17 protein-coding genes and 1 pseudogene are annotated in these 23833 nt (G+C 56.0%); 2 read left to right on the top strand and 16 right to left on the bottom strand.

The window, feature by feature from the left end:
• Window positions 1-9: 9 nt before the first annotated feature.
• Window positions 10-531, bottom strand: a pseudogene (locus MKY12_RS05420) (TerD family protein); the annotation flags it as partial.
• Window positions 532-675: 144 nt separating this feature from the next.
• Between MKY12_RS05420 and MKY12_RS05415 the strand changes: the two are divergent.
• Entirely contained in the window at window positions 676-2046 is a 1371-nt protein-coding gene (locus MKY12_RS05415; protein WP_339254432.1) for a TerD family protein, read from the top strand.
• Window positions 2047-2131: 85 nt separating this feature from the next.
• Here MKY12_RS05415 and MKY12_RS05410 read toward each other — a convergent pair whose 3' ends face one another.
• Window positions 2132-3088, bottom strand: coding sequence for an HD domain-containing protein (locus MKY12_RS05410; RefSeq protein ID WP_076076858.1), 957 nt, complete (start codon window positions 3086-3088; stop codon window positions 2132-2134).
• A 192-nt stretch (window positions 3089-3280) separates the two neighbouring features.
• Window positions 3281-5584 carry an FMN-binding protein gene (locus tag MKY12_RS05405; RefSeq protein WP_339313122.1) on the bottom strand — a complete coding sequence of 768 codons (2304 nt, stop codon included), beginning with the start codon at window positions 5582-5584 and terminating at the stop codon, window positions 3281-3283.
• 485 nt (window positions 5585-6069) lie between these two features.
• Between MKY12_RS05405 and hemH the strand changes: the two genes are divergently transcribed.
• Window positions 6070-7095, top strand: a complete 1026-nt coding sequence (gene hemH / locus MKY12_RS05400) for a ferrochelatase (RefSeq protein WP_036727724.1) — start codon at window positions 6070-6072, stop codon at window positions 7093-7095.
• Window positions 7096-7168: 73 nt separating this feature from the next.
• On the opposite strand, the gene MKY12_RS05395 is transcribed toward hemH, so the two are convergent.
• The 13 genes from MKY12_RS05395 to MKY12_RS05335 all read right to left on the bottom strand — a co-directional run bounded on the left by MKY12_RS05395 (window position 7169) and on the right by MKY12_RS05335 (window position 23192).
• Window positions 7169-7597 (bottom strand): IDEAL domain-containing protein, encoded by a 429-nt coding sequence (locus tag MKY12_RS05395; RefSeq protein WP_245368284.1) that lies wholly within the window; start codon window positions 7595-7597, stop codon window positions 7169-7171.
• Window positions 7598-8549: 952 nt separating this feature from the next.
• Window positions 8550-10358 carry an adenine deaminase C-terminal domain-containing protein gene (locus tag MKY12_RS05390; RefSeq protein ID WP_339314791.1) on the bottom strand — a complete coding sequence of 603 codons (1809 nt, stop codon included), beginning with the start codon at window positions 10356-10358 and terminating at the stop codon, window positions 8550-8552.
• Between the two features lie 319 nt (window positions 10359-10677).
• Window positions 10678-11910, bottom strand: a complete 1233-nt coding sequence (locus tag MKY12_RS05385; protein WP_339313121.1) for an alanine--glyoxylate aminotransferase family protein — start codon at window positions 11908-11910, stop codon at window positions 10678-10680.
• A 103-nt stretch (window positions 11911-12013) separates the two neighbouring features.
• Window positions 12014-13375 (bottom strand): Zn-dependent hydrolase, encoded by a 1362-nt coding sequence (locus MKY12_RS05380; RefSeq protein ID WP_339313120.1) that lies wholly within the window; start codon window positions 13373-13375, stop codon window positions 12014-12016.
• Window positions 13372-14769, bottom strand: coding sequence for an allantoinase AllB (allB, locus tag MKY12_RS05375; RefSeq protein WP_339313119.1), 1398 nt, complete (start codon window positions 14767-14769; stop codon window positions 13372-13374). Before allB ends, MKY12_RS05380 begins: the two co-directional genes overlap by 4 nt.
• 62 nt (window positions 14770-14831) lie before the next feature.
• Window positions 14832-15230, bottom strand: a complete 399-nt coding sequence (uraH, locus tag MKY12_RS05370; RefSeq protein ID WP_339254416.1) for a hydroxyisourate hydrolase — start codon at window positions 15228-15230, stop codon at window positions 14832-14834.
• 38 nt (window positions 15231-15268) lie between these two features.
• On the bottom strand, window positions 15269-15787 hold the full coding sequence (uraD, locus tag MKY12_RS05365) for a 2-oxo-4-hydroxy-4-carboxy-5-ureidoimidazoline decarboxylase (RefSeq protein ID WP_036727716.1): 519 nt from the start codon (window positions 15785-15787) through the stop codon (window positions 15269-15271).
• 52 nt (window positions 15788-15839) lie between these two features.
• Window positions 15840-16769 (bottom strand): ABC transporter permease, encoded by a 930-nt coding sequence (locus MKY12_RS05360; RefSeq protein WP_036727714.1) that lies wholly within the window; start codon window positions 16767-16769, stop codon window positions 15840-15842.
• A 30-nt stretch (window positions 16770-16799) separates the two neighbouring features.
• Window positions 16800-17873, bottom strand: coding sequence for an ABC transporter permease (locus MKY12_RS05355; protein ID WP_051478234.1), 1074 nt, complete (start codon window positions 17871-17873; stop codon window positions 16800-16802).
• A gap of 38 nt (window positions 17874-17911) precedes the next feature.
• Window positions 17912-19444: an ABC transporter ATP-binding protein gene (locus tag MKY12_RS05350; RefSeq protein ID WP_036727711.1), complete on the bottom strand. Its 1533-nt coding sequence runs from the start codon at window positions 19442-19444 to the stop codon at window positions 17912-17914.
• A gap of 110 nt (window positions 19445-19554) precedes the next feature.
• Entirely contained in the window at window positions 19555-20730 is a 1176-nt protein-coding gene (locus MKY12_RS05345; protein WP_036727709.1) for a BMP family ABC transporter substrate-binding protein, read from the bottom strand.
• 213 nt (window positions 20731-20943) lie between these two features.
• Window positions 20944-21573: an NTP transferase domain-containing protein gene (locus MKY12_RS05340; protein ID WP_051478194.1), complete on the bottom strand. Its 630-nt coding sequence runs from the start codon at window positions 21571-21573 to the stop codon at window positions 20944-20946.
• Window positions 21574-21617: 44 nt separating this feature from the next.
• A complete protein-coding gene (locus MKY12_RS05335; RefSeq protein WP_036727707.1) occupies window positions 21618-23192 on the bottom strand; it encodes a PucR family transcriptional regulator in 1575 nt (524 codons plus the stop codon).
• Window positions 23193-23833: the final 641 nt, after the last annotated feature.

The following is a 23833-nucleotide window of genomic DNA, read 5'->3' as shown; positions in this document are numbered from 1 at the left end:
GCTTCGGCACAAGGCTGCAAGTCCTCCATTATACCCGCTGCCAATTGCACTGAACTTCCACTCTCCCTGATGGCGGTACAGCTCCCCGGCTACGACAGCTGTCTCCTCTGACAGATCCGCCCCATACTCGAAGCGGTACAGCTCTTGCCCAGTCCTGCGGTCTGCCAGCGTTAGCTGTAAGCCGGACAGATCCTTCATCCGCTGGTTGCGCTGCTCTCCCTCATAGATCGTCAAGGTTACCGCAATGCGGGCATAATGCTGAGGTATTCTCGATAACGAAATGGACAGGTTCGCCCCGTTCTCCCCCTCCGCAGAATGAGCTACTCCCCCCTCCCTCGACACCGGATTCCCGTAAAATATAAAATCCTCATCCCGTTCACACCGGTTCTGATCTGATAATAGAAAGGCTGCCGCATCGACGCCCACTCCGCTATGCTGCGTGTTCCAGCGGAGCTGGATGGATATCTCGTGAGCTTCTCTTCCTTTGGTGATATCGACCTTTTGACCTTTTGACAGCTGCAAGTCCCTCATCTCCTCTTCATAGCAGTCTATTCCAGAAGTTCATAGATAAGGTATACCCCATTGAGGCAGCCTTGCACAACCTGAACAGATTGTATTTCCAGCTTTGCTCATTTAATATGAAAGGTAATAGATGATAGATAGGGGCTTTACCTGATGAATTTCACTGCGATAGATTTTGAGACTGCCAATTCCGGCCGCTCCAGCGCCTGTGCCCTGGGGCTTGTTCAGGTCCGTGATGGTATCGTTACAGCAGAGCACAACTGGCTGATTGACCCGCAGCAACCGTTCGACGGGATGAATATTGCCATTCATGGAATTACACCCTCTATGGTTAGAGGCCAGCCTACTTTCGCTGAGCTGTGGCCCACGGTGGAACCGCTGCTGCAGGGGGAGATTGTGATCGCGCATAATGCCGCCTTCGATATGAGTGTGCTGCGGTACTGCCTGGACGACTACTCTCTCTGCTATCCAGGCTTTCAATATTTATGTACCTACCTACTCGGCAAAAAAATGCTCCAGGACCTCCCCTCCCATAAGCTCAATGTCATCTCGGCACATTTCGGCATCCGGCTGAAGCACCATGATGCCCTGGAGGATGCCAGAGCTTCTGCACTGATTCTCCTGAAATTGATGGAGCAGTGGCAGCAGTTCGATCCGCTGCTGTTAGCCAGTAGCCAGGGCTACAAGGCCGGGACGATGTATGACGGCGGGTATACGCCGTTCAAGGCAGCGCCCAAGAAGGCCGCGAAGAAGCCGGCCGCCGGGAAGAAGGCTGCTGCCAAGACAACCAGCAAGGAGGCCAGCACAACACCGATGCCCGCAGCATCCGGCCTGCTGGATAGCGAGGCTCCCGTTGTAGCTGCTCAGGATGTCACAGCTTCTGTGACTCACCCGGCTACAGTCAAGGAGCCTACTCCTGCAGCTCTGCTGGTCCCTGAGCTGGTTCGCGGCCAGCGAGTCGATATCGGCGACAAGCTCAGCGCCTCCAGACTCCTTGCCGCTGTGGAGTGGGACGCTCCGGCTTCGCACCTGGAAGTCAGCCAGCCGGAGACCGCTGCCTTCCTGCTCCGGGAGAGCGGACGCTGTGAGCAAGAGCGGGAGCTTATCTTCTCTGGGAATATGGAAGACCCTAGCGGCTCCGTCTTCTGCTCTAAGCCCGCTGCGCACATGGGGCATCTGTATCTTCAGCTGACCAGCCTGCCTGCAGCCATCACGCGGATTGCGCTGGCCTTTACGGTTGCGGAGTTCAGCGGTGACCGGAATCCGGGCCCGATCTGGAACGCTTCCGTATCCCTGATTGATTCCCGGACGGGAGTCAGACTGGCCGTATTCCCCTTCGTCCAGAACATTATGCCAGGCATGTCCGTTGTTATCGGCGAGTTCTACCGCTACAAGGACAAATGGAGATTCGCTGCTATCGGAGAGTTGCTGCCGGGCGGCCTTCCGGCCCTGTGCAGCCACTACGGCCTGGAAGCTGACAGCGTCACGAAGGCACAGGCGGAGTCCGCCGCAGCGGCGGACTGAAGATCCCAAATAAAGCAATCCCCCCAAACCGCAACTACGGGAGGGGGGGATTGCTTTATTTTCAGCGATACCAGTGTCTCAATCGTTATATCTTCAGCCGGTAGACGGCCTTATTCTCCAGTCCACGGATGAATGGCGTCCATTCCTCGGTCTCCGGAGTGGTATCAAGGGCGTCCTCCACCATTTGCAGCTTCGCATCCATCGCATCGATATGATGCAGGGCAACTGCTTCAGCCGTCTGGGGCTGGACCGGGCTTCCCCACTCGCCCAGATTATGATGGGATAAGACGAGATGCTGAAGCGCCATGACCTTCTCGGATTCCAGATCAATGCCGGTGCGGATGGCCGCTTCTGTAATCCAGCTTGAAGCCATCGAGATATGTCCAATCAGTTTTCCGTGCACACTGTAGTCTGAGACAATGCCGTACTGCGAGATCATCTCTTCCGGCTTGGCGATATCATGGAGGATAATGCCCGCTCTCATCAGATCAGGATTCAGGAACGGACGCTGCTTACACAGGAAATCACCAATCTCCAGCATGCGGACCATGTGATAAGCAAGCCCGGCGAAATAGGCATGATGATGGGTCTTGGCCGCCGGATAATGCATCAGCTTCTCCTCAACCTTCCCTACACAGAAGTTCACAATCGCTGCAATCTCCGGATCGGCAATACTCGCCATCTCGTTCTTAATCGTATGGACCAGGTCCACAGGACGCACCGGGGCTGAGCGGATGAAGTCGGTCAGCGATACGCCGTCGGATTCATTGACCAGTCTTAGCTTGGTGATTTTGACCTGAAGCTTCTCGCGGTACGTATGAGCCATCCCCCGGACCTTCACCAGCGCCATCGGGAAAAAAGTCTCCTTATCCGTCACGCTGACGTCCCAGTATTTCGCCGAAATCTGGCCGCTGGCATCACCTAGTACAATATCGAAGTAATCCTTGGGAGGAGTCCCGTTCGTCTGTTTCAGCACCAGTTCTCTAAGCAGATAGAAGCCGGTGAATTCATCCTGCGGGGCTAGCTGTTTGATTAATGTCATTGTGAAGCCTCCTATGACTTACAGGCCTGGGCCTGCTGGGTATATTAGTGTGTATATTAGAGGTTTGACACTCCCTTCCCAAATCCCTTTAAATTACTATACGATTGGCATTCCTATTTATGTCCACACCTGCAAAAAGGGCTGTCCCGGCCATTTGCATGACCCAAGACAACCCTTAGTGAATGGATTCTGTTATTTGCCGGCAGATTCGAGCGCTGCTTTGATCGCTTCTACCGCTTTGGCGGAGATGGCTTTCTGGGCATCATTCGCTCCGAAGGCTGCTGCACGGTACCCATACTTATGCAGTCCCTTGCCGTTCGAGGTATTCTCTATCTCGTATTTCACCAGCAGCTCATCATCCGTCAGATTATATCTTACTTTACCTTTATCATCCAGGTAGTACACAGCCATAGTTACAGGAACATTATACTTAGTAGTAACCATGACATTTACAGTCTTATCCACACTTGCACCGATGAAAATGCCATCGAAATACGCAGCCTTATCCGTTTCCGTAACTTCCGCTTTACCATAAGCTCTGTCAACGGCTGCCTTCAGCGCATTGCTGCTGCTGGTAGCGCCGGATACGGCATCCACATCCTGAGCGCCTTCTCTTGTGCCTGCGGCCAGGAAGCTGGCGGTCAGCACCGGAATAGCTTTTTGCACCTCAGCATATGCGGATTTACCCAGATCCACCATGTTCATGCCTACACGGGAAAGGGCCACATTTACGATCTTGCCGTTACGCAGTGTAACATCTGCTTTGTTCGTGCCTTTGTCATAAGCATCACCATAAGCGGTGAAAGTGCCGTCTTTATAAGTGCCTTGTACCTTGGACGCATTGGTCAAAGCATCCGTCAGTGCTGCCTTCGCTGCAGCCGACAAGGCTTCCTGTCCGGCGATATCTGGAGCCTGCACGCCGCTTGCGAGCAGTCCTGCGGTCAGCTTGTCGACCAGTGATTTCTGTCCTTCGGTCCGCTTGTCATCTGCAATCAGCTTACCGTCTGCGCCGAACAGGCTCAGCTTGATGCCCGTTACCTGATCCGCATCGATATCAACCAGCAGCATAACCTTGGACTGATTATCCACACCGGCAAATTTACCATCGAAGGTTTGACCTTCACCCGGAGTCTTCAAGGCTTTCTCAAAAGCGCGCTCTACGGCCTGGTTCCAGCCATGGCTGCTCTCCGTAGCGCCGGAGATTCCATCTACCTTCTCATTATAGTTAGCGATAAAGAATCCGTTAGCCAGCAGTTTGGCGGTCATCGGAGCATTCGCCTTCACAACTTCCGCATAAGCGGTTGCCCCTCTGTCGATCAGGTTGCTGCCCAGTCTGAACAACTTCACATCTACCAGCTTACCGTTACGGATCACAACATCCGCTCTCTCCACGCCCACACTTCTTGCTGTACCGTAGGAAGAGTAGAATCCGTCAACATAAGCAGCCTTGTTGTTGATGCTGGCATTCTGTTCGGCATCCCAGAAGGCGTTCACTGCGGCTTTGGTCTCTGCCTCGAAGCCGGCTACCGGCTGCGCACTAGCACCTTTGGCGAGCAGTGCAGGAGTGATTGCTGCAATCGCTGCAGTCTGTTCAGCCGTATATGTCTTCTCATCCACGAAATCTCCGGTAGCGCTCAGCGGATACAATTTCACCGCAGTCAGCTTGTTTGCTTCATAGGTAGCGAACACTGCATATTTGGCCTCAGGGTCGACACCCATGTGGACTCCATTGAAATAAGTAGCGTCAGCCGCTTGGTGCGCAAGCGATCGCTCAAAAGCTCTGTCTACGGACAGCTTCCAGCCATTGCTCGTACGGGTTGCGCCGGATACAGCGTCAACCGCAGCCGCGCCGTCTCTGGTTTTGCCCATCAGTCTGTCTTTCATCAGACCGTAAGCTGCCCATACGCCGCTGTAATTCTCACGGGCATTGCGGTCGATGATCTTCGGGCTGGTTCTGAGCAGCTCGATATCGGCAATCTTGCCGTCTTTAATCGTCACCTTAGCACCCTCTGTACCTTTGGAATACGCATCTCCATAGGCCACATATACTCCGTCCTGATATACATCTTTGTGCACAGTAACGGGTGCTGCTGTTGCTACAGGCTTTGCAGTTGCCGCTGGCTTCGCAGAAGCCTTGGCGGATGCTGCCGGTGCTGCTGTTGCTTTAGCCGATGCTGCGGGTGCAGCTGTCGCTTTCGGAGTGGCTGCCGGTTTGGCTGTCGCCTTCGGGGTTGCTGCCGGTTTGGCTGTTGCCTTCGGGGTTGCCGCCGGTTTGGCTGTTGCCTTCGGAGTGGCTGCCGGTTTGGCTGTTGCCTTCGGAGTGGCTGCCGGTTTGGCTGTTGCCTTCGGAGCTGGTTTAGCAGTCGCTGCCGGCGCTTCTTCCGAGGCTGCTGAAACCGCATCCACCTTCAGGTTCAAGGCCGGTGCGTTAATCGTGTAGGCTAATGGCGCGAGCAGCAAGGCTGCGCTTACAGTCAAAGAAATTAATTTTTTCAAATGCGTATTCTCCTTTATTATTCCCCAGTAGTATGTAGCGTTTTCAAACCGTCTTGTTCCGTATCATTTCCTTCTGATTACGAAGAGCAGCCAACTCTTCCTGAACGTCACCCACTCCTTCCTTCATTCCTGCTCGGCCCAGCCCGTGTAAGAAAAGATTCATCTATATATACAATCTTTCAAAAGGTGAAACAATTCACATAATGGAGTGAATTAATTCACATAAGTGGACTTCACGCTGCTGGTGAATATTTCTGGCTTGATGGTAACAAAATTGAAACTCTTTTCTCTGTGTAGAAAATCACATACCCTATAAGAAACATCACTTTTTTGCAATAGCACAAAATATATACTCCTCCAACCTCTCATAATCTCCCATATCCTCCTTCATATGATAACGGTGAGATATATTATATTGTGTGATTGGGCTTGAATATGATATTTTAAAACGATGTCATGTTCATGGAAGGGAGTAACAGCTGCTGATGAATCAGTCGTGTATAGGCGTTATTCTTGCTCAGATCGGAACCCCTGACGCCCCGAGCGCCAAGGCGGTCCGTCCTTATCTGAAGCGGTTTCTGTCTGACCGCAGAATCATTGATTATCATCCGCTGCTCTGGCAGCCGCTGCTGCGCGGCATTATTCTGCGTACCCGTCCGCGCCGGTCCGCGAAGCTCTATCAGGAGATCTGGATGGAAGAGGGATCACCGCTGCTCGTCCATTCCAGAGCTCAGCAGGCAGCGCTCCAGGCACTGCTGGGCAGCAGTTATCAAGTCGAGCTGGGGCTTGCTTACAGCACACCCGGCATGGCCGAAGCCTTCCGCAAGCTGGAAGCTTCGGGAGTGACCCGTATCATAGTTCTTCCGTTATTTCCCCAGTATTCCTCAACAACAACAGCTTCCGTCTATGAAGCTGCAAGCTTCGCCGCTCTGGGACGGCATAGCCGCTACGGGCAGGTATCCAAGCGTTTCGTACCGGCGCTGCGGTTCGTAGAAGCCTACCATGATGCCCCCGGCTACATAGCAGCAATGCAATCCTTATTGCAGCGGCAGATCCGCGCGATGAGTGAAGAGCCGGATTATTATGTCCTGTCCTTCCATGGCATTCCCCGCCGTTATGCCGAGACCGGAGACCCCTACCCGCAGCAGTGCCAGGAGACAGGCCGTCTGCTCGCAGAAGCGATGGGCTGGACCCCGGAACGGTGGCAGCTCTCCTTCCAGTCCCGTTTCGGGCCGGAGACCTGGGTAGGGCCGTCGACTGCGGACACGCTGAAGGAGCTTCACGGACGCGGAATCCGGCGGCCGCTGATTTTCTCACCCGGACTTGTCACAGACTGCCTCGAAACACTGCATGAGTTAGCCGTAGAAGGCCGGGAGCTTTTCGCAATGGGCGGCGGGAACGCTGAGATGCTGGAGGTGGCCCCTTGCCTGAACGATACGGAGGAATGGATCAGCTTCCTTGCGGAACGGGTAGACTGCTCGGCCCAGGGCTGGCTGTCTTCCGCCGAATGAAGATAACAAGAACGCCCGGTCTCACGGATGCCATCATCCTGTGAGCCGGGCGCGTTTTATTTTAATAGTACGGCTATTGAACCGTGAGCTGTTTATATTTGGCAGTCAGTTCCTCGAACCACTGCTTATCCTGCAAAGTCAGGGCAAAATCGATCAATTCGGCAATTTCATCAGGCTGCAGATCCGGGGAATCCTTGAAGCTGATCTCAGCCGAAGCCGCCGCATTCCCCTCCGAGCCCTCCGCAAAATCATAGGAGAACATCAGCTTGATGTCACTTTCCAGAAACTCATTGCGCAGGAAGTAGAGCACCTCACACATCAGAACAGGTCTGACATGGTTCTCAAACACACAATCCATAACCTTAGCCCAATAATGCTGGTTGCTGAGATGCAGCTTATCGTTGGTCAGCAGATACTGCTCACCCTGATAATCATTGACAAATTTCAGTTCAACCGGCTCCATTTTAAAAATACCGGCAATTTGCTTCCTGGTGATATTCAAGATGTCCTGTGTTTCTAATCTCAACATTCTCATGCACCCCGTTCCTCAGGTTTGGACGATCTGTATATGCTGAATTTTCATGATTCGACAATAATTTTAACTAATTTAAAAGTATTATCGTCTTTTCCGCCCCTATTGTTAATGCTTTTTCATTAAAAACTTAAAATTTTCTGTTTCACACTGCAAAAAATCGGTTAATTATTATCTTTTTTATGCCCACAGAGTAAGGACAAAGCGGTGCAGGATATGGAGTATGAATTACGGCGGCGCTTAGGAGCACGCTCCGCAAACGGAATGTTGTTCCAATCGCTCTTGTATCCAGATTTTTCTCATTCCCCTAATCGGTGAAAATCCGGATACAAAGGCGACCGCTCCACTTTTTCACAATCATTCCGCCCGCTCCGCTGTTTAAGAGTGGGAGTATCAAACCCTAATACAAGTGCACTTCTGCTCTTTACTTACGTTCGCCCACCTCCGGCGAGTTTAGGTGAACTATACGTGGATCCAATGTTGTCTCTTCCTTTCCTGGCGGTGCTCCGCCTATCTCTTGCCAATTCTAAGTGTTTTCTCTCACCGCCCGATTGTATGGATAGCATTGTTGCATTTTTTGCAGGAATTCTCTCCAAATGTTACTGGCTGCGGTACAATGTTGCATTATTTGCACAAATTTCGGTGTTTAGAGCAAGTTAGCGCTGGCTTTGTTGCATTTGTTGCAGGATTTCAGCATCAGCCGCTTCCATGGGGCAGTATTGTTGCACTTCTTGCAGGATTTCTTTATAAATGTTATTGGCTGTGGAGCATGGAGCCATACGTCATCGCAGCAGCACCGATTGTACTCAGTTTTTCGCATAATTTCCTAAACAACAAACAAAAAGCCACCCAGTCTGTGAAAGACTGAATGGCTCAAGATTAGAATACTAGTATATCTTCCCCGACAGGATGTCCCGCTGCCTTAGCTGACGAACAACGGTACCAGCTGAATTCCCTCTTCGGGGGAGATCCGCACCAGGCCTTTATCGGAGATCCGCAGTGCGGGAATAACCGCCAGGGCCAGCAGAGACAGGGTCATAAAAGCATAGTTCAGCGTACAGCCCGCATCATGTAGCGCTTTGCTGATGGCAGCGGATTGCGCGGCGGCAATCTCAAATGGCTCTGCGGACATCAGTCCAGCAATCGCCAGCGGGAACAAGGTGGTCCCGGCAGCGGTAATCACCGCAACACCACCCTGCGCTTCCGCCACGGCAGCCGCCGCCTGCGCCATCAAGCCATCATCATTGCCGATGACCAGCACATTATGGCTGTCATGAGCTACAGTCATCGCTATAGCCGCAGGCTCGCGGAAGCCAATGCCCTGCACAACCCCTACGGATTTGTTGCCGGTTCCCTTGTGCCGCTCCAGAACAGCGATTTTGCACAGACCGCCCTGCACAACCAGCTCCGATCCAGCCACTGGCAGGCTCATGATCAGCTCGCCGGTTTCCACATGGTTCTCAATGACCTGGATGACCCGCGTAGCTAGAACACCTTCCTCAATGGGCGCGTGGATCACGAAGTCTGCCGGAACCGGAGGCTGCTGCAGATGCACAGAGGCCAGTACTTCATCCGGGTAGGTGTAAGGACTCAGCTCAGCCGTCATGCTGCCGTTCTCAGCCACAACAACGCCAGCCGCAATTGTCATGACCACATGAACATCGGCCAGATTACCGTCCAGCAGAATGATATCTGCGCAGGAGCCCGGCGTGATGGAGCCGATATCGCGGGCTACGCCGAAGCGCTCGGCTGTGTTGATCGTTGCCATCTGAAAAGCCGTGACCGGCTTCACCCCCTGGGAGATCGCATGGCGCACGACAAAATCCATATGCCCCTCATCGCGCAACGATTCGGAGCTGCGGTCATCTGTCACCAGCATCATCCGGCGCGGGTCCAGCCCGTGCTCGGTATGCGCCGTGATGGTTTTGGCGACATCATGCCAGGCAGAGCCGCGGCGCATTTTGGCATACATCCCCAGACGTACGCGTTCGATCACATCCTCCGCTGTCACACACTCATGATCCCCAGTCACCCCTGCTGCGACATAGACCGGAAGTCTCCAGTCACTCGCCGGCCAGGTGAAATGCCCGTCAACATACCGTCCCGCGCGCAGCGTGGCCTGGATCTCTCCGATCATCTTCTCATCGCCGTAGACTACACCCGGGAAGTTCATGACTTCGCCGAGCGCGATCACATCCTCGCCCCAGGTGTAGGCTTCCGCTACTTCCTCCGGTCCGATGGACGCGCCGGTTGTCTCAAATTCTGCGCCCGCAGAAGGGACACAGGAAGCCACCTGCATATAGGCAGCCAGCGGTGTTCCCCGCATCTCGTCCAGCATCAGCTTAATTCCCTTAAGCCCGAATACATTGGCTATCTCATGGGCATCGAAGAAGCCTCCGGTCGTCCCTAGCGGCAGCACTGCGCGGGCGAATTCAGTCACCGTCAATTGAGTGCTCTCGATATGGCAGTGTCCGTCAATCAAGCCGGGAGCAATGTATCTGCCCGCCGCATCAATAACCTGCGTTCCCTCCCCGATCGTATGAGAGACATCCTTGCCGACATAAGCAATGCGCCCGCCTTGTACAGCGACGGACATGCCGTCCAGAATCTCCCCGGAGCATACATTGACCAGCTTGCCGCCTGTAATTACCAGTGTAGCCTTCTGATCTCCGCGGGCTGTAGCTACCAGTTCAGGCACGCAGTCTGCCAATGGTTGTCGTGTATAAGTCATCATGTGCACTCCCTTCCGGTTATTATATAAATTGTACTTGATTGTTTTCCGTTCTGGGATGGCCGTGACTCCAGAGAATGTTTGGCCCTCCGGCCGCTGTTGTCCCCAGATTTCTTTAATTCAAACCACTAATCGCGGTAGAAATCCGGGGACAAAGGCGGACGCTATCGCTCCTACAGTTCCAAAATTCTCTTCCGCCACTTTTCCCTGTCTGTTTTTTTCAAGTTCAATCTATATTTTTTCTTTTCTTTTAGAAAAAACGGCCCTGACACCCCTTTAGGGGGTGCAAGCCGTCACTTAAACAAATCGCATTGTATGATTATCTTACTTTTGAATCATATACGTCAAGTGCCGCCTGAACGCCCTGTCCGGCAGGTACCGCGTACCCGTGGCGGATAAGCACCGCCTCCAGCGCACCAAGCAGACGCAGCACATTATTCTCCCGGCAGCTGAAGCCCATGGTACCGATCCGCCAGATCTGGCCTTGTAACGGCCCGAAGGAGCTGGCGATCTCAATACCGAAACGCTGCAGCAGCATGGAACGGACGGCTTCCCCGTCTATCCCCGCCGGAATGAGCACACAGGTGACTACCGTCAGCTTGCTCTCCGCCTCCCCGTACAGCGCAAGCCCCATAGCTGACAGTCCGGCAGTAAGGGCTTGCTCATGGAACCTGTGCCGGGCATGCCGCGCTTCCAGCCCTTCCTCCAGGACCAGCCGCAGGCCTTCACGCAGAGCATAGAGCATGGAGGTCATCTCCGTATGGTGATTGAGCCGCCGGGGACTCCAGTAATCCTGCAGCATACTCAGGTCGAGGTAATTACTGCGCACTACGGGCAGCTCGCTGACAGCAGCGGCGTCAGTTCTAAGTCCACGCTCAACCTGCTTGCGCCTGAGCAGCTTGGCCTCGGCCCGGTCATTATACGTCACCGGGGCCATGCCCGAAGGGATGGACAGGCATTTCTGCGTTCCGCCGACCACGGCATCCAGCATCCAGGCATCTGTCTCTACCGGCACCCCGCCGATCGTCGCCACCGCGTCTACAATCAGCAGCGCATCCTGCTCCCGGCAGGCTTGCCCGATCCCGTCCAGCGGCTGCACACGGCCTGTAGAGGTCTCACCGTGAACCATCGCCACCACATCCGGCTTGAAGCTCCGTATAGCCGCAATTACCTCTTCCGGCGGAAAGACACGGCCCCAAGTCTGTTCAATCGTGAGCACTTCAGCGCCGCAGCGCTCAGCAATCTCATGGAGCAAATGGCCGAAACGGCCAAAGACTGGAACCAGCACCCGGTCCCCCGGCGCAATCAGGCTGACCATCACCGCTTCAATGCCGGAACGCGAAGTCCCGTCTACCGGATACGCCCACTGATTCTTGGTGGCGAACAGCTCACGCAGCATCTCCATCGTCTCATTCATGATCTCTGTGAATTCAGGATCGAACTGTCCCAGCACCGGATAAGACATCGCCCGCAGCACACGCGGATCAACCTCCACGGGGCCGGGGGTCATAATGCACCGCAAGGACGGCGACAAATCTTCGTACCGCTTCATGATTCTCTCCCCTCCAGACTTTCAGGTGATCAGATCTCGCGATTTATAGCGAAATTAAAATTACAACTCCAAGCTTGGTCGTCGCTGCGGTGAACAGTGTCTCTTATTCGTAAGCTAATCTATATAATATGGCTGTCAGCACTTCCAGTCCAGCAGCGAGTTCCTCCGGGGAGGTATACTCCCCGGGGGAATGGCTGATCCCGCCCCGGCTCGGCACGAAGATCATCGCAGCCGGGCAGCGCGGGGCGAACAGCTGGGCGTCATGCCCCGCACCGCTGACCATGCTCAGATAAGGCTTCTCCTGCTGGAGACAGATCTCTTCAAGAGCCGCTCGCAGCTCCTGGTCCATAGGAGCAGGGGCTGTCTCCAGCAGCATCTGTACCTCAAGCGTAAGGCCGCGCCTGCGGCCAAGCTCTGCGAACTCCGCCAGGACCGCTGCGCAGAAGCGCTCCAGCACCCCAGCTTCGCTATGCCGGATATCCAGCGTGAACTGCACTTCGCCGGGAATCACATTGGATGTACCCGGATAGACCTCTAGCCGCCCCGTTGTGGCTACCAGCGGATCACCCTCCACCAGAGCGGAGCGCTCCAGCGCCAGCAGCATCTCCGCACTCCCGGCGAGTGCATCCTGTCTTAACCCCATCGGCGTAGTCCCTGCATGATTGGCCGTCCCGCCGACCTTGACAAGATACCGCCGCTGTCCGGCGATAGCCTGCACGACCCCGATTCTCCGGGACGTCCGTTCCAGAATGATCCCCTGTTCAATATGCAGCTCGACATATGCGGCAATATCACTGCGCACAGGACTATTATTACGCCAGAAGCTTCCCTCCAGACCTGCCATAGATTCAACTTCTGACCCCTCACTCCCACATCCGCCACTCCTACTTCCGCCACTCTGCTCCAGACCCGCCGCAGCTTCAGCAGCCAACCCTTCATCCCCTGCCAGGCCACAGGCCGCCATCGCTGCCCCCAGCGTGATACCATCCGCATCTGTGCAGTCTATACATTCCTTCCCGCTATACAGCCCGGTCACATTCCCCGAGCCCCAGAACGTCAGCGGAAAGCGGCTGCCCTCTTCCTCGCAGAAGGATACCACTGCAAGCGTCCGCAGCGGCGGACCGAAGGTCTCCAGAAGATAGTGCAGCGCAGTTACAGCTGCCGCTACACCATAAGCACCGTCATACCGCCCGCCGTTCACCACCGTGTCAATATGCGAGCCGGTCAGGATAACCTTGTCGCTTACCTGAGAACCGGCCAGTGTGCCATAGACATTCCCTACCTGATCCATCCTGACCTCAAGCCCGAGCCCGGCCATTCTCTCCTGCAAAAAATGCTGAACCCCTTGCCACTCCGGCGTATACAGCAGCCGGGTAACTCCAGGACCCGGAGCGCTGTAGGCTGCGAGTTCATCCAGCAGCTTCAGCATCTCCCCGGCGGGGACATGCGGGACCGGCGGCTTCATATCCCCGGCTGGCTGTGCCGGATACGCAGCCATTCTCCTCCGCCGCCGGCAACTACGCCTTCCGCGGCAGTATAGACAATTTTGCCCCGGCAGATCGTTGCCGTTACCTTGCAGGATAAGGTCATCCCGACATAAGGGCTATGCCGGTGGCGGTACAGCAGATCCTCTGCACGCAGGGTATAGGCCGCATCTGGATCAAGCAGCACCAGATCGGCATCCAGCCCCGGCGTGATGGAGCCCTTGCGCCCCTCCAGCCCGAACCGCCGGGCAGGAAGTCCGGAGATCAGCGCTGAGATTTGCGTAACCGGCAGGCCGCGCACATGAACGCCTTCATGGAACATCAACTCCAGACTGCTCTGGGCTCCCGATATCCCGCCCCAGGCTTCCATGAACGACAGCCCGGGCGCCAGCTTCAATTCAGGCGGACAGGGGGAGTGATCGGAGGCGACCAGATCTACCCGGCCCGCAGCCAGCGCCGCCCACAGCCGGTCCCGTTCACTGCTGCTGCGCAGGGGCGGAGCGCATTTCGCCAGCGCCCCGAGAGTCTCCATGCTGTCTTCATCCAGGATGAGATAATGAGGACAGGTCTCTGCGGTCACATCCAGACCGCGCAGCTTGGCCTCATGAATCAGCTCCAGGGCTGCCGCTGTGCTGATATGGACAAAATGCAGCTTACAGCCGGTCCGCTCACTGTACAGCAGTGCCCTGGCTACAGCCTCCAGCTCCGCTTGCGGAGGGCGTGAAGCCGCAAAATCCCGCGCACTGCTGCGCCCGGCACGGAGTGCCGCCGCCCCCAGCGCCGAGGTTATCGCTTCGCTCTCCGCATGCAGGGCGAGAATCCCGCCGGTTGCAGCGATCCGAAGCATCCCCTGATACAGGGTATCATCGTCCACCTCACGGAACCGCCCCTCGCCTTCACCGCCGGGATTCGAGATGAACGCCTTGAACCCGGTAACGCCCGCTGCCGCCAGTCCCTCCAGCTCCTCCAGATTCCCGGGCATAAGGCCGCCCCACAGCACATAATCCACCGCCGAGTTCCCGGCTGCGGCCTCCGCCTTCAGCCGGAGCGCCTCCAGATTCACCGTCGGCGGATTGCCATTTAGCGGCATATCTGCATAACAGGTGCAGCCGCCAGCCGCAAGAGCAGCCGACCCGCTGCGGAACCCCTCCCAGTGACCGAACGCAGGCTCATTGAAGTGAACATGCATGTCGATCATGCCGGGCAGCACATATTGTCCTTCCGCATCCAGAATTCTGGTCCCGGGCGATGCCTGTAAGGCTTCGCCCAGTGCAGCGATTTTGCCATCCTTCACCCCGATCTCAAGCCTGCGGACTTCTCCGGGCAGGACCACCTGTCCGTTCCTGATGATAAGCTCATAACCTTCTTCCTTCATGATAGGCCCACCTCCGGTCTATTGGCTTAAGATTAGATGCAGCGGTACAGTGAATTGCCACGTTAACTCCCGCGATAAGTGCTATATCCTCCAGGTGCAACCAGCAGCGGTACATGGTAATGGGCGGAGGGGTCCGGCATATTGAAGCGGATCGGAATCTGGTCCAGGAACGGGACTACAGCGCCTGCTCCCTCCTCCTCAGCCTCCGGTTCCCCGGCACCAGCCTGAGCGCCCCGGAAATAATCCCCTGCCATGAACAGCAGCTCATAGCTTCCGGCCTGCATTTCTTCTCCCGCCAGCAGCGGAGCGTCCAGCCTGCCATCCTCATTCGTCACCGCCTCACGCAGCAGTACAGGCCCTCCGGTACTCAGCCGCCAGAGCTGAAGCGACAGGCCCGCAGCAGGCTTGCCCTGTGACAGATCCAGCACATGAGTTGTCAGCCGTCCGTTCCTTCCAGACATTTGCGTCACCCTCCTCCTATAATATGCAGTGCCCTGCTCTATTCCGCCCCCAGCAGATCCTCCAGCCGAAAACGAGTAATCGCACCAATCTCCAGCAGCGCCTGTTCCTGCTCCTCTTCAAGCGAACGATCCACACGCTCACCGATGGCGCTAAGGATCTCTTCTTTAGTTTTGCCCCGTACGGCGAAGATGAACGGAAAGCGGAATTTCGCTGTATAGGCGGCGTTCAGCCCGGTGAGCTCCGCGAATTCCTCCGGTGTCAGCCGGTCCAGTCCGGCCCCCTGCTGCTCGGCCGCCGACAGCGGACTGACCGCAAGCCTTGTCGCCAGATCCGGGTGAGCTCTCAGCAGTGCCAGCACCTGGTCCGGCTCCGCCTGCCGTGCTATCTCCATCATGGCAGCATGCAGCTCCTGCACGGAATCGAACGGACGCCTGCTGTACACCTCCTCTGCAACCCAAGGGGAGTGCTCGAAGATGCCGCCGAGCTGCTCCACGAAGTCTTTTTTTACCATCGAGTTCATCTGCTCCAGAGTCAACCGGTCCGCCGGTATAGTCATAGGCCAGCCCCCATCCCTCTAATTTGTATATTTCCGCCTGCGCCCTTCCGGCCTAGAACCGCTGTTCGCGGATATATGGTGTTCCCAGTGATTCCGGCGTACCGGAGGGCTTGTTGCGGTTGCGGTATCCCAGATACATCAATACGAGAATCGTTACGACGTAAGGAATCATTTTCAGAAAATAAGACGGCACCGCACTCCCCAACAGCTGAATACGGAAGCCCAGCGAGTCGAGTGCTCCGAAGAAGTAGGCGCAGAAGAGAGCGCGCAGCGGATTCCATCTGGCGAAAATCACCAGACCCACGGCGATCCAGCCCCGTCCGGCGGTCAGCCCTTCATTCCAGGTCGGCGCATACGCCAGCACCATATCCGCACCGGCCAGACCAATCAGCGCCGCCCCGGCAGTAACATAGCAGTAACGGATCAGCTGCACACGAATCCCCATGACGTCCGCAGTAGCCGGATTGTCGCCGACCGCCCGCAGATGCAGCCCCCACGAGGTATGGTGAATCAGCAGATGCAGCACAAGGACGAGCAGAAGACTGAACCAGGTCAGCAGATCCAGCCTTCCAAAAAGCTCCCCGAGCACCGGCACCGGCTTCAGTATATCCAGATCCAGCTTGGGCAGACTGCCGGGAAGCGGAATGCCGCTGATCGACTTGCCCACATAAGCGCTAAGGCCGCTGCCGAACAGCGTCATAGCCAGGCCCGACATCGTCTGATTCGCCCTCAGCGTGACACACAAGAACGAATGAACCATACCCAGAAGAGCGGTAATGGCTACCGCCGAGAGCAGCGCAAGGATCAGATTCCCGCTGCGGATGTAGACGATGCAAGTCGTCACTGCCCCCATCAGCATCAGCCCCTCCGCGCCGAGCTGGATAATGCCGGCCCGTTCGGTCAGAATGCCTCCCAGCGTAGCCAGCAGCAGCGGTGTTCCGGCGGAGATAGCGGCGATTAATAACTGTGTAGTGAAATCCATGAGTGAACTCCCTCCTGTACGAGAATGCTGTTATGCGCTCCGGCGGATGCGGAACCGGTGAATCATGTCGCCGGCAATCAGGAAGAACAGGATCGCGCCCTGCAGCATTTCCGATATGGACGAAGGCAGTCCGATAGTCTGAACACTATAGCCGCCCACAATCAGGCCGCCGAACAGAATCGAAGTCACAATCAGGCCCAGCGGGTTCAGCTTGGCAAGCCAGGCTACGATGATCGCCGTATAGCCATAGCCCGGAGAGATCCCCTGCATCAGCTTATGCGTAACCCCCGACACTTCAGCCATGCCGGCAATCCCGGAAAGACCGCCGCTGATCAGCATGACGATGATAATATGCTTCTTGATATGGATGCCCGCATAACGGGCTGCTGTGGGATTGGCGCCGATCAGACGCAGCTCATAGCCCCAGCGGGTGAACCGGATCATCAGATAATAGATCAGCACAGCCACAAGGCCGAAGACCAGCCCGATATGCAGCCGGGTGCTGCCAAGCACCGGCAGGGACTGGGCGGCCGTGAACATCGGCGAACCCGGGAAGTTGAAGCCCTTCGGGTCCTTCCAGGGGCCGAACACTACATAATCCAGAGCCAGCAGGGCCACGTAGTTCAGCATCAGCGACGTAATCAGCTCATTGACACCGAAATGGGTTCGCGGCACTGCCGTCATCAGACCCCACAAAGCTCCGGCTGCTGTACCGAAAACCAGCATCAGCATGATGGACCAGAAGGAAGACAGGTCCGGGAAATAGATCGTTACCGCAGTAGCCGCCATAGCGCCTACTGTCAACTGACCCTCTGCCCCAATATTCCACACAGAGATCCGGTAAGCTACAGCAATACCTAGCCCGCAGAGCAGCAGCGGAATAGCCTTGACCATGGTTTCAGTGAAGCCGTAGGAGGTGCCGAAGGCTCCCCGGAACATTTTCTCGTAGACGACCAGCGGACTCATTCCATTAGCGGCGATGAACACCGCACAGAGCAAGAGTGCCAGAACAACGGACAGGATGGGCGTCCACCACGGTGAACGGGTACGGCTTGAATCATATTCCAGCCTGAGGGAGTACCACCTCCCGCTGCGGCCCGCCATCGGCGTAAACGTTGCAGATTGATTTCCAGGCTTCGGACTCATACGGCACTTCCCTCCCTGCTCCGGATACCGGCCATCATCAGGCCGATTTGTTCCCGGTCCGCCTGCTCATGATCGCTCTCGCCTATAATTGAACCGCCGTAGATCACCAGAATACGGTCGGATAACTGCAGCAGCTCATCCAGATCCTCGGAGATCAATAGCACTCCGCTACCGGAGCTGCGCAGCTCCATCAGCAGCTCATGCACCCCTGCCGCTGCGCCGACATCCAGCCCTTGCGTCGGATGCACGGCCACCATCAGCTTCGGACGGTGGCTGACCTCGCGGGCGAACAGCAGCTTCTGCTGGTTCCCGCCGGACAATTGCTGCACGGGGGTATCCAGCTCAGGCGTCTTCACATTGAAGCGGCGGACCAGCTCCTGCGACCAGGAGCGGTTCCTCGCCGCCTTCAGGAAGCCGAACCGGGAATGCTCCCCGCTGCGGTAAGACTTGAACAGCAGGTTGTCAACGGACCCCAGCCGTCCGGCCAGACCGCTCTTCATCCGGTTCTCCGGCACATGCGAGATGCCCGAATCGATCGCTCCTCTTACCGAAGCTGTTTTTACCGGACTGCCGTCAAACCGGATCTCGCCCGTCCTCCATGCTCTTAGCCCTGTCAATACCTCCGCCAGCTCCTTCTGCCCGTTGCCCGCGACACCGGCCACGCCCACAATTTCGCCTTCATGAACCGTAAGCGACAGGGCATCCAGCGCCTTGCGGCCATGATCCGCAGCCACCTCCAGATCGCGGACGATCAGCAGCGGCTCTCCGGCCGTCGCCGCGCGCTCCTGACGGCTAATCGTAACCTCCCGGCCCACCATCAGCCGGGCCAGCTCCAGCTCATCCGTCTCGCCCGTCATCAGCGAAGCAATCATTTTCCCCTTGCGCATCACGGAGATCCGGTCCGAGGAGGCCATGACCTCCTTCATTTTATGCGTGGTCATGATCACTGTCTTGCCCGCCTGCTTCATCACCTGAAGGGTCTCGAACAGCTGCTCCGCCTCCCCCGGCGTCAGCACCGAGGTCGGCTCATCCAGAATGATGATATCTGCCCCCCGGTACAGCGTCTTGACAATCTCAACGCGCTGCTGCTCTCCGACAGACAGCTGCCAGATCGGCCGGTCGACGGGAAATTTCAAGCCAAACCGTTCTCCAAGCGCCTCTATCTCTTCATGCTTATGTCTAATCCATCTGCTGCCGCGCCAGAAAGACGACTTTTCGCCAAGCACGATATTCTCCGCCGCTGTAAGGCTCTGCACCAGTCTGAAGTTCTGAAAGACCATGCCTACACCGAGCAGTGCCGCATCCTTCGGGGAACGGATTCTGGCCGGTTTGCCATGAATGAGAATCTCCCCGGCGTCCGCCCGGTACACTCCTGACAGCATGCTCATGACTGTGCTTTTCCCTGCCCCGTTCTCCCCGAGCAGCGCGTGAATCTCCCCCGCATTTGCCGAAAAATCAACTTGATCGCTGGCCGTCACAGCACCGAATGTCTTCACTATCCCGCGCATTTCAACCGAAGGGTCCTGCATAATACTACGCTCCTTTCCGGGTAGTTATAGTACAGGTGGGGAAGGCTCCGGTATCCGGAACCCGCCCCACCCGTAAGGCCGTGCTGTATTAAGATGTGTAGTAGCAGCTGTTACTGCGGAATCGTACCCTCAACACCCTTGACCAGCCAGTTCATGCCAAGCACCTCTTCAAGGGTCAGCTTCTGGCCGTCCTTAACGGTTACATTGCCCTTGTTGTCCGAGATGGGTCCGGTGAAGACCTCCAGCCCGCCGCTGATGATTTTGGCCTTGGCGTCCTCCACCAGCTTCTTCACATCCTCGGGAACCTTGTTGCCGAATGGCGCCAGCTCCACCATGCCGTCCGCCATATCGCCGGAATACTGCTCACTTTTCCAGGTTCCGTCCATCACAGACTGTACAGCTTTTACATAATAAGGACCCCAGTTCCATACAGGGTTGGTTAAGTAGTTGTCCGGTGCATACTTGCTCATATCCGAGTCATTCCCCCCGGCAAAAGCTCCCCGTTCCGCCGCAGCCTGAAGGGTAGCCGGTGAATCCTGATACGCCAGCAGGACATCCGCCCCTTTGTCGAGCAGGCTGATGGCCGCCTGACGTTCAGTGGCAGGGTCATACCAGGTATTCGTCCACACCACATCCACCTTAACCGCCGGGTTGACGCTCTGCGCGCCCAGCGTGAAGGCGTTCAGATTATAGATCACCTCGCTGATCGGGAAGGCTCCCACATAGCCGAGATGGTTTTTCTTTGTCATTTTGCCTGCCGCGATCCCCGACAGATAGCTTGCCTGATAGTTTTTGCCGAAGTAGGTTCCCATGTTCTCAGCGGTCTTGTAGCCGGAGGCATGCAGGAACTTCACGTTAGGAAATTTGCCGGCCACATTCAAGGTGAAATCCATATAGCCGAAGCTTGTGGTGAACACGATGTCATGGTTTTGCGCAAGCTCTGTGATGATCCGCTCGGCATCGGCGCTTTCCGGTACATTTTCTACGAAATCCGCCTTAATCCCGAGCTCCTTCTCCATATACAGACGGCCCTGGTCATGCTGATACGTATACCCGCCGTCACCCGGAGGCCCGATATAGACAAAAGCAACCGTCGGCTTCTTTGCTGCCGGCTCTGTCGTTGCCGCCGCCTCGCTGCCTGCCGGTGTACTGGCCGCCGAAGGCTCTGCCGTTGCTGCCGCACCCGTATTAGACGCCGTATTATTCTTCGCGCACCCCGTCAGAACCACCGCCAGCAGGAACATCGTGATGATGCTGAATTTGAATGCCTGACCCCTTTGTTTCATAATTCTCCTCCTCCAGGATATCTCTTCTAATGGCTACAGCCATTAATGTATCTCTACTATACTGAGGCGCAGCACTTACGTAAATTTATATAACATAGCTTTGTGTGGTTGGATAAGAAGAGGGGGCCGATTTTGTGCTTCATGCACGAAGTCATCTCAAATTAAACTTAAATACTGTGATATTACCTTACATAGCTTTAAAAAATAGCGAATTCACTGTCTATTCCCGCTCCGCACGCTCCATTCTCTGCTGTACTCTCCGAAGCTCTCCGGCAGCCCGGTCTCTGTGAAGGCCTGAACAGACTCTTGCGGCAGGATGAGCCCCTTATACTCCTTGGTCCGCATAATGGCAGCTATCCCCTCTTCATCGTCCAACTCCTGAAGTCCGCCGAACAGCGTGCTTGAGAAAAGGGTAGGCGGCATCAGCAGCCCTTCCTGTGCACTCGTGACATAATCAAGCTCCGGGTGCTGCTCATACGCCTGGATGAACCGGCGGATCTGAGCCGCTGTCACAAACGGCTGATCTGCCGCCGCAATGACCACCGCATCCGGCTGAAGCGAAGCTACAGCATTCAAGCCGCAGCGCAGGGAGAAGGACAGGCCCAAATGGGCCGTCAGGCAAGTCTCAATCCGCCGCATATTCTCCGCCTTCCCGGCCGGCGGCAGCCAGCCTAAAGGATCATCCGCACGCACCACTACAACCAGCGGCGCGAGCCCGCAGGTCTCCAGCTCACTGAGCATCGCCGCACCGGCTGAACCCGCGCCCGCCCTGTTCTGAGAACCTTCAGAGGCCCCTGCTCCATTACTGCGGCCTGCCGCCAAAAAGATTCCGGCCACCTTCATTGTTCTCCACTCCTTTTTTTGGGCAATCTGCTGATGGACGGCTGTTATTCGCGCTCCAGCATTCTGCGGAACAGGAATACCAGCTTCAGCTTCATGAGATCATTGATTTTTTTGAAATCGACATCCAGCAGCTCACTGAGCTTCTCAATCCGGTAAGTGGCCGTATTGCGGTGAATGAACAGCTTCTTGGCCGTCTCGTTCACATGGCCGTCATTCTCCAGGTAGACCTCCAGCGTGTGGAGCATCTCCTTAACATATTCCGGTTCCCGGCTAAGCAGCCCCCGCAGGCTGCCGTTATAGTAACGCTCCATGGTCTCCGCCGGAATCTTGCTCAGCAGCAGATCAAGCTCCAGCTGGCGGTAATGCACCACATTTCCGTGTGCGCCCCATTGCCGGGCCATGCCCATACATTCCTTAATCTCGGCAAAAGCTTCCTTCAGCCCCTCCGGCTTCAGCTTCACGCTGCTGACAGCCGCCTGCGGATAATACCCTTTATCGAACTTCAGGCTGTCGAAGCATTCCTGAATCAGCGCCCGGAACTCCTCCGGCTGATGCGGCCCGGCCGGATACAGCGACACCAGTCCCTCCTCCACCAGGAAGTGAACCGCCTGCAGGCCATGCAGCACCGGATGCTCCGAATACTCCTCCTTCAGCCGCAGCAGCTCTCCCTGCCGGGCTTCTCCCACAACAGCCACATCGGTAAGCAGCAATTGAAACGGGGACTGGAGCAGCGTAATCTCCAGCCGGAGCGCTGCCTGCGCCAGCTCAGCGTATTTCAGCCCGTCATTCAGGAAGCGCCGCAGCAGCCCGCTGAATTCCCGGTGTCCGGCCTGCTCGAAATAATCCTCCAGCCCGGTATGCATATGATAAGAAATCAGCTCTGCCCCCTGGACGAACAGACTTTCCTCCACCGGCAGCAGCAAGGGATCAATATCGCAATAATGAAGATAACCCAGACATTTCCCGGCCTGTAGCAGCGGGAGACGGTAGCCGGTGCCTCCGCTGAGACGGAAGCGCTGATTGCGGGGCGGCCAGGGCCACCCTTCCAGCTGCTCACTCTCGGTATATCCCGAGTTGTTGAATACTACCGCCCCCCGGTTGCTGATTACAGCCAGCGGATAACCGATGATCTCAGAGACGGTGTCCAGCAGCGGACGGCTGCGACCGGAACGCAAGGCAAGACGCATCAGCAGCCGCTGCTTCTCCATCATGCTCTGCAGGGTGCCCACGCTGCGCGACAGCTCCGCGCGGAACAAGCCGTTCATCTGGTCGGAGAAGGTGAACTGGAACGGCAGCTCGATCAGCGGGAAATTCAGCTGCTCCGCTTCCGCAATCAAGAGTGGCGGCACAGCCTCCCAGAACCGGCCCAGCTTAATGCCCAGCCCTGCTGACCCGCGCCGGTTCAGCATCTGCAGCAGTGCCGAGGCATCCTCCGGGCTGTCCTTGATCAGATAGGCTGTGGTCAACAGCATTTCCCCTTCCTTGATCCAATCCGAGATATCGGGAGCATCCATGACATTAATCGATTTCACGATCCTGTGCTTCCCCTTAGACCCGGCAATCAGCTTCGCTTCGGATAAAGGATAAATGGACAACGCTTCTTCCACCGTAAGATGCATAGCCACCCCTCCTTCTCTACCTTCATAATAGGTTTATTCGAGTCATATGTTACTTTATGTAACATTATAGATAAAATGACCGCTGTTGGAAAGAGAAAAGTTAGAATTAGGCTCAACTATGTTAGCTAATATTACACATTGGGCGGCAGTGACTCTCATTTGGTCCCTTGAAGCTGCATAATTGCCCACGTATCTTTGCAGCTGCCGGATGTATGCTGTTTTTTGCATACATTTGGCCCGCTCACCTCGCATCCGCCCATTGTATGCTGTTTTCCACATACATCCGGACCACTCACCCCGCACCGGCCAAATGTATGCTGTTTTTCGCATACATCCGGACCACTCACCCCGCACCGGCCAAATGTATGCTGTTTTTCGCATACATCCGGAACACTCACCCCCGCACCGGCCAAATGTATGCTGTTTTCCACATACATCCGGACCACTCACCCCCGCACCGGCCGGATGTATGCTGTTTTTCACATACATCCGGACCACTCACCCCCGCACCGGCCAAATGTATGCTGTTTTCCATCTACATCCGGACCACTCACCCCCGCACCTGCCGGATGTATGCTGTTTTTCACATACATCCGGACCACTCACCCTCGCTGCTGGGTATTGTATTCGGTTTTCCGCAT

Origin of the sequence: Paenibacillus sp. FSL M7-0896 (assembly GCF_037975415.1) — a bacterium.
Lineage (GTDB): Bacteria > Bacillota > Bacilli > Paenibacillales > Paenibacillaceae > Paenibacillus_AQ > Paenibacillus_AQ silagei.
Note: the sequence above shows the minus strand (reverse complement) of the source record. Positions and strands in the feature narration are given on the sequence as shown.

Coding starts and splice junctions, on each gene's coding strand:
- MKY12_RS05415 (WP_339254432.1), top strand. CDS start 676: ATGAATTTCACTGCGATAGATTTTGAGACTGCCAATTCCGGCCGCTCC.
- MKY12_RS05410 (WP_076076858.1), bottom strand. CDS start 3,088: ATGACATTAATCAAACAGCTAGCCCCGCAGGATGAATTCACCGGCTTC.
- hemH (WP_036727724.1), top strand. CDS start 6,070: ATGAATCAGTCGTGTATAGGCGTTATTCTTGCTCAGATCGGAACCCCT.
- MKY12_RS05390 (WP_339314791.1), bottom strand. CDS start 10,358: ATGACTTATACACGACAACCATTGGCAGACTGCGTGCCTGAACTGGTA.
- MKY12_RS05385 (WP_339313121.1), bottom strand. CDS start 11,910: ATGAAGCGGTACGAAGATTTGTCGCCGTCCTTGCGGTGCATTATGACC.
- MKY12_RS05380 (WP_339313120.1), bottom strand. CDS start 13,375: ATGAAGCCGCCGGTCCCGCATGTCCCCGCCGGGGAGATGCTGAAGCTG.
- allB (WP_339313119.1), bottom strand. CDS start 14,769: ATGAAGGAAGAAGGTTATGAGCTTATCATCAGGAACGGACAGGTGGTC.
- uraH (WP_339254416.1), bottom strand. CDS start 15,230: ATGTCTGGAAGGAACGGACGGCTGACAACTCATGTGCTGGATCTGTCA.
- uraD (WP_036727716.1), bottom strand. CDS start 15,787: ATGACTATACCGGCGGACCGGTTGACTCTGGAGCAGATGAACTCGATG.
- MKY12_RS05360 (WP_036727714.1), bottom strand. CDS start 16,769: ATGGATTTCACTACACAGTTATTAATCGCCGCTATCTCCGCCGGAACA.
- MKY12_RS05355 (WP_051478234.1), bottom strand. CDS start 17,873: ATGGCGGGCCGCAGCGGGAGGTGGTACTCCCTCAGGCTGGAATATGAT.
- MKY12_RS05350 (WP_036727711.1), bottom strand. CDS start 19,444: ATGCAGGACCCTTCGGTTGAAATGCGCGGGATAGTGAAGACATTCGGT.
- MKY12_RS05345 (WP_036727709.1), bottom strand. CDS start 20,730: ATGAAACAAAGGGGTCAGGCATTCAAATTCAGCATCATCACGATGTTC.
- MKY12_RS05340 (WP_051478194.1), bottom strand. CDS start 21,573: ATGAAGGTGGCCGGAATCTTTTTGGCGGCAGGCCGCAGTAATGGAGCA.
- MKY12_RS05335 (WP_036727707.1), bottom strand. CDS start 23,192: ATGCATCTTACGGTGGAAGAAGCGTTGTCCATTTATCCTTTATCCGAA.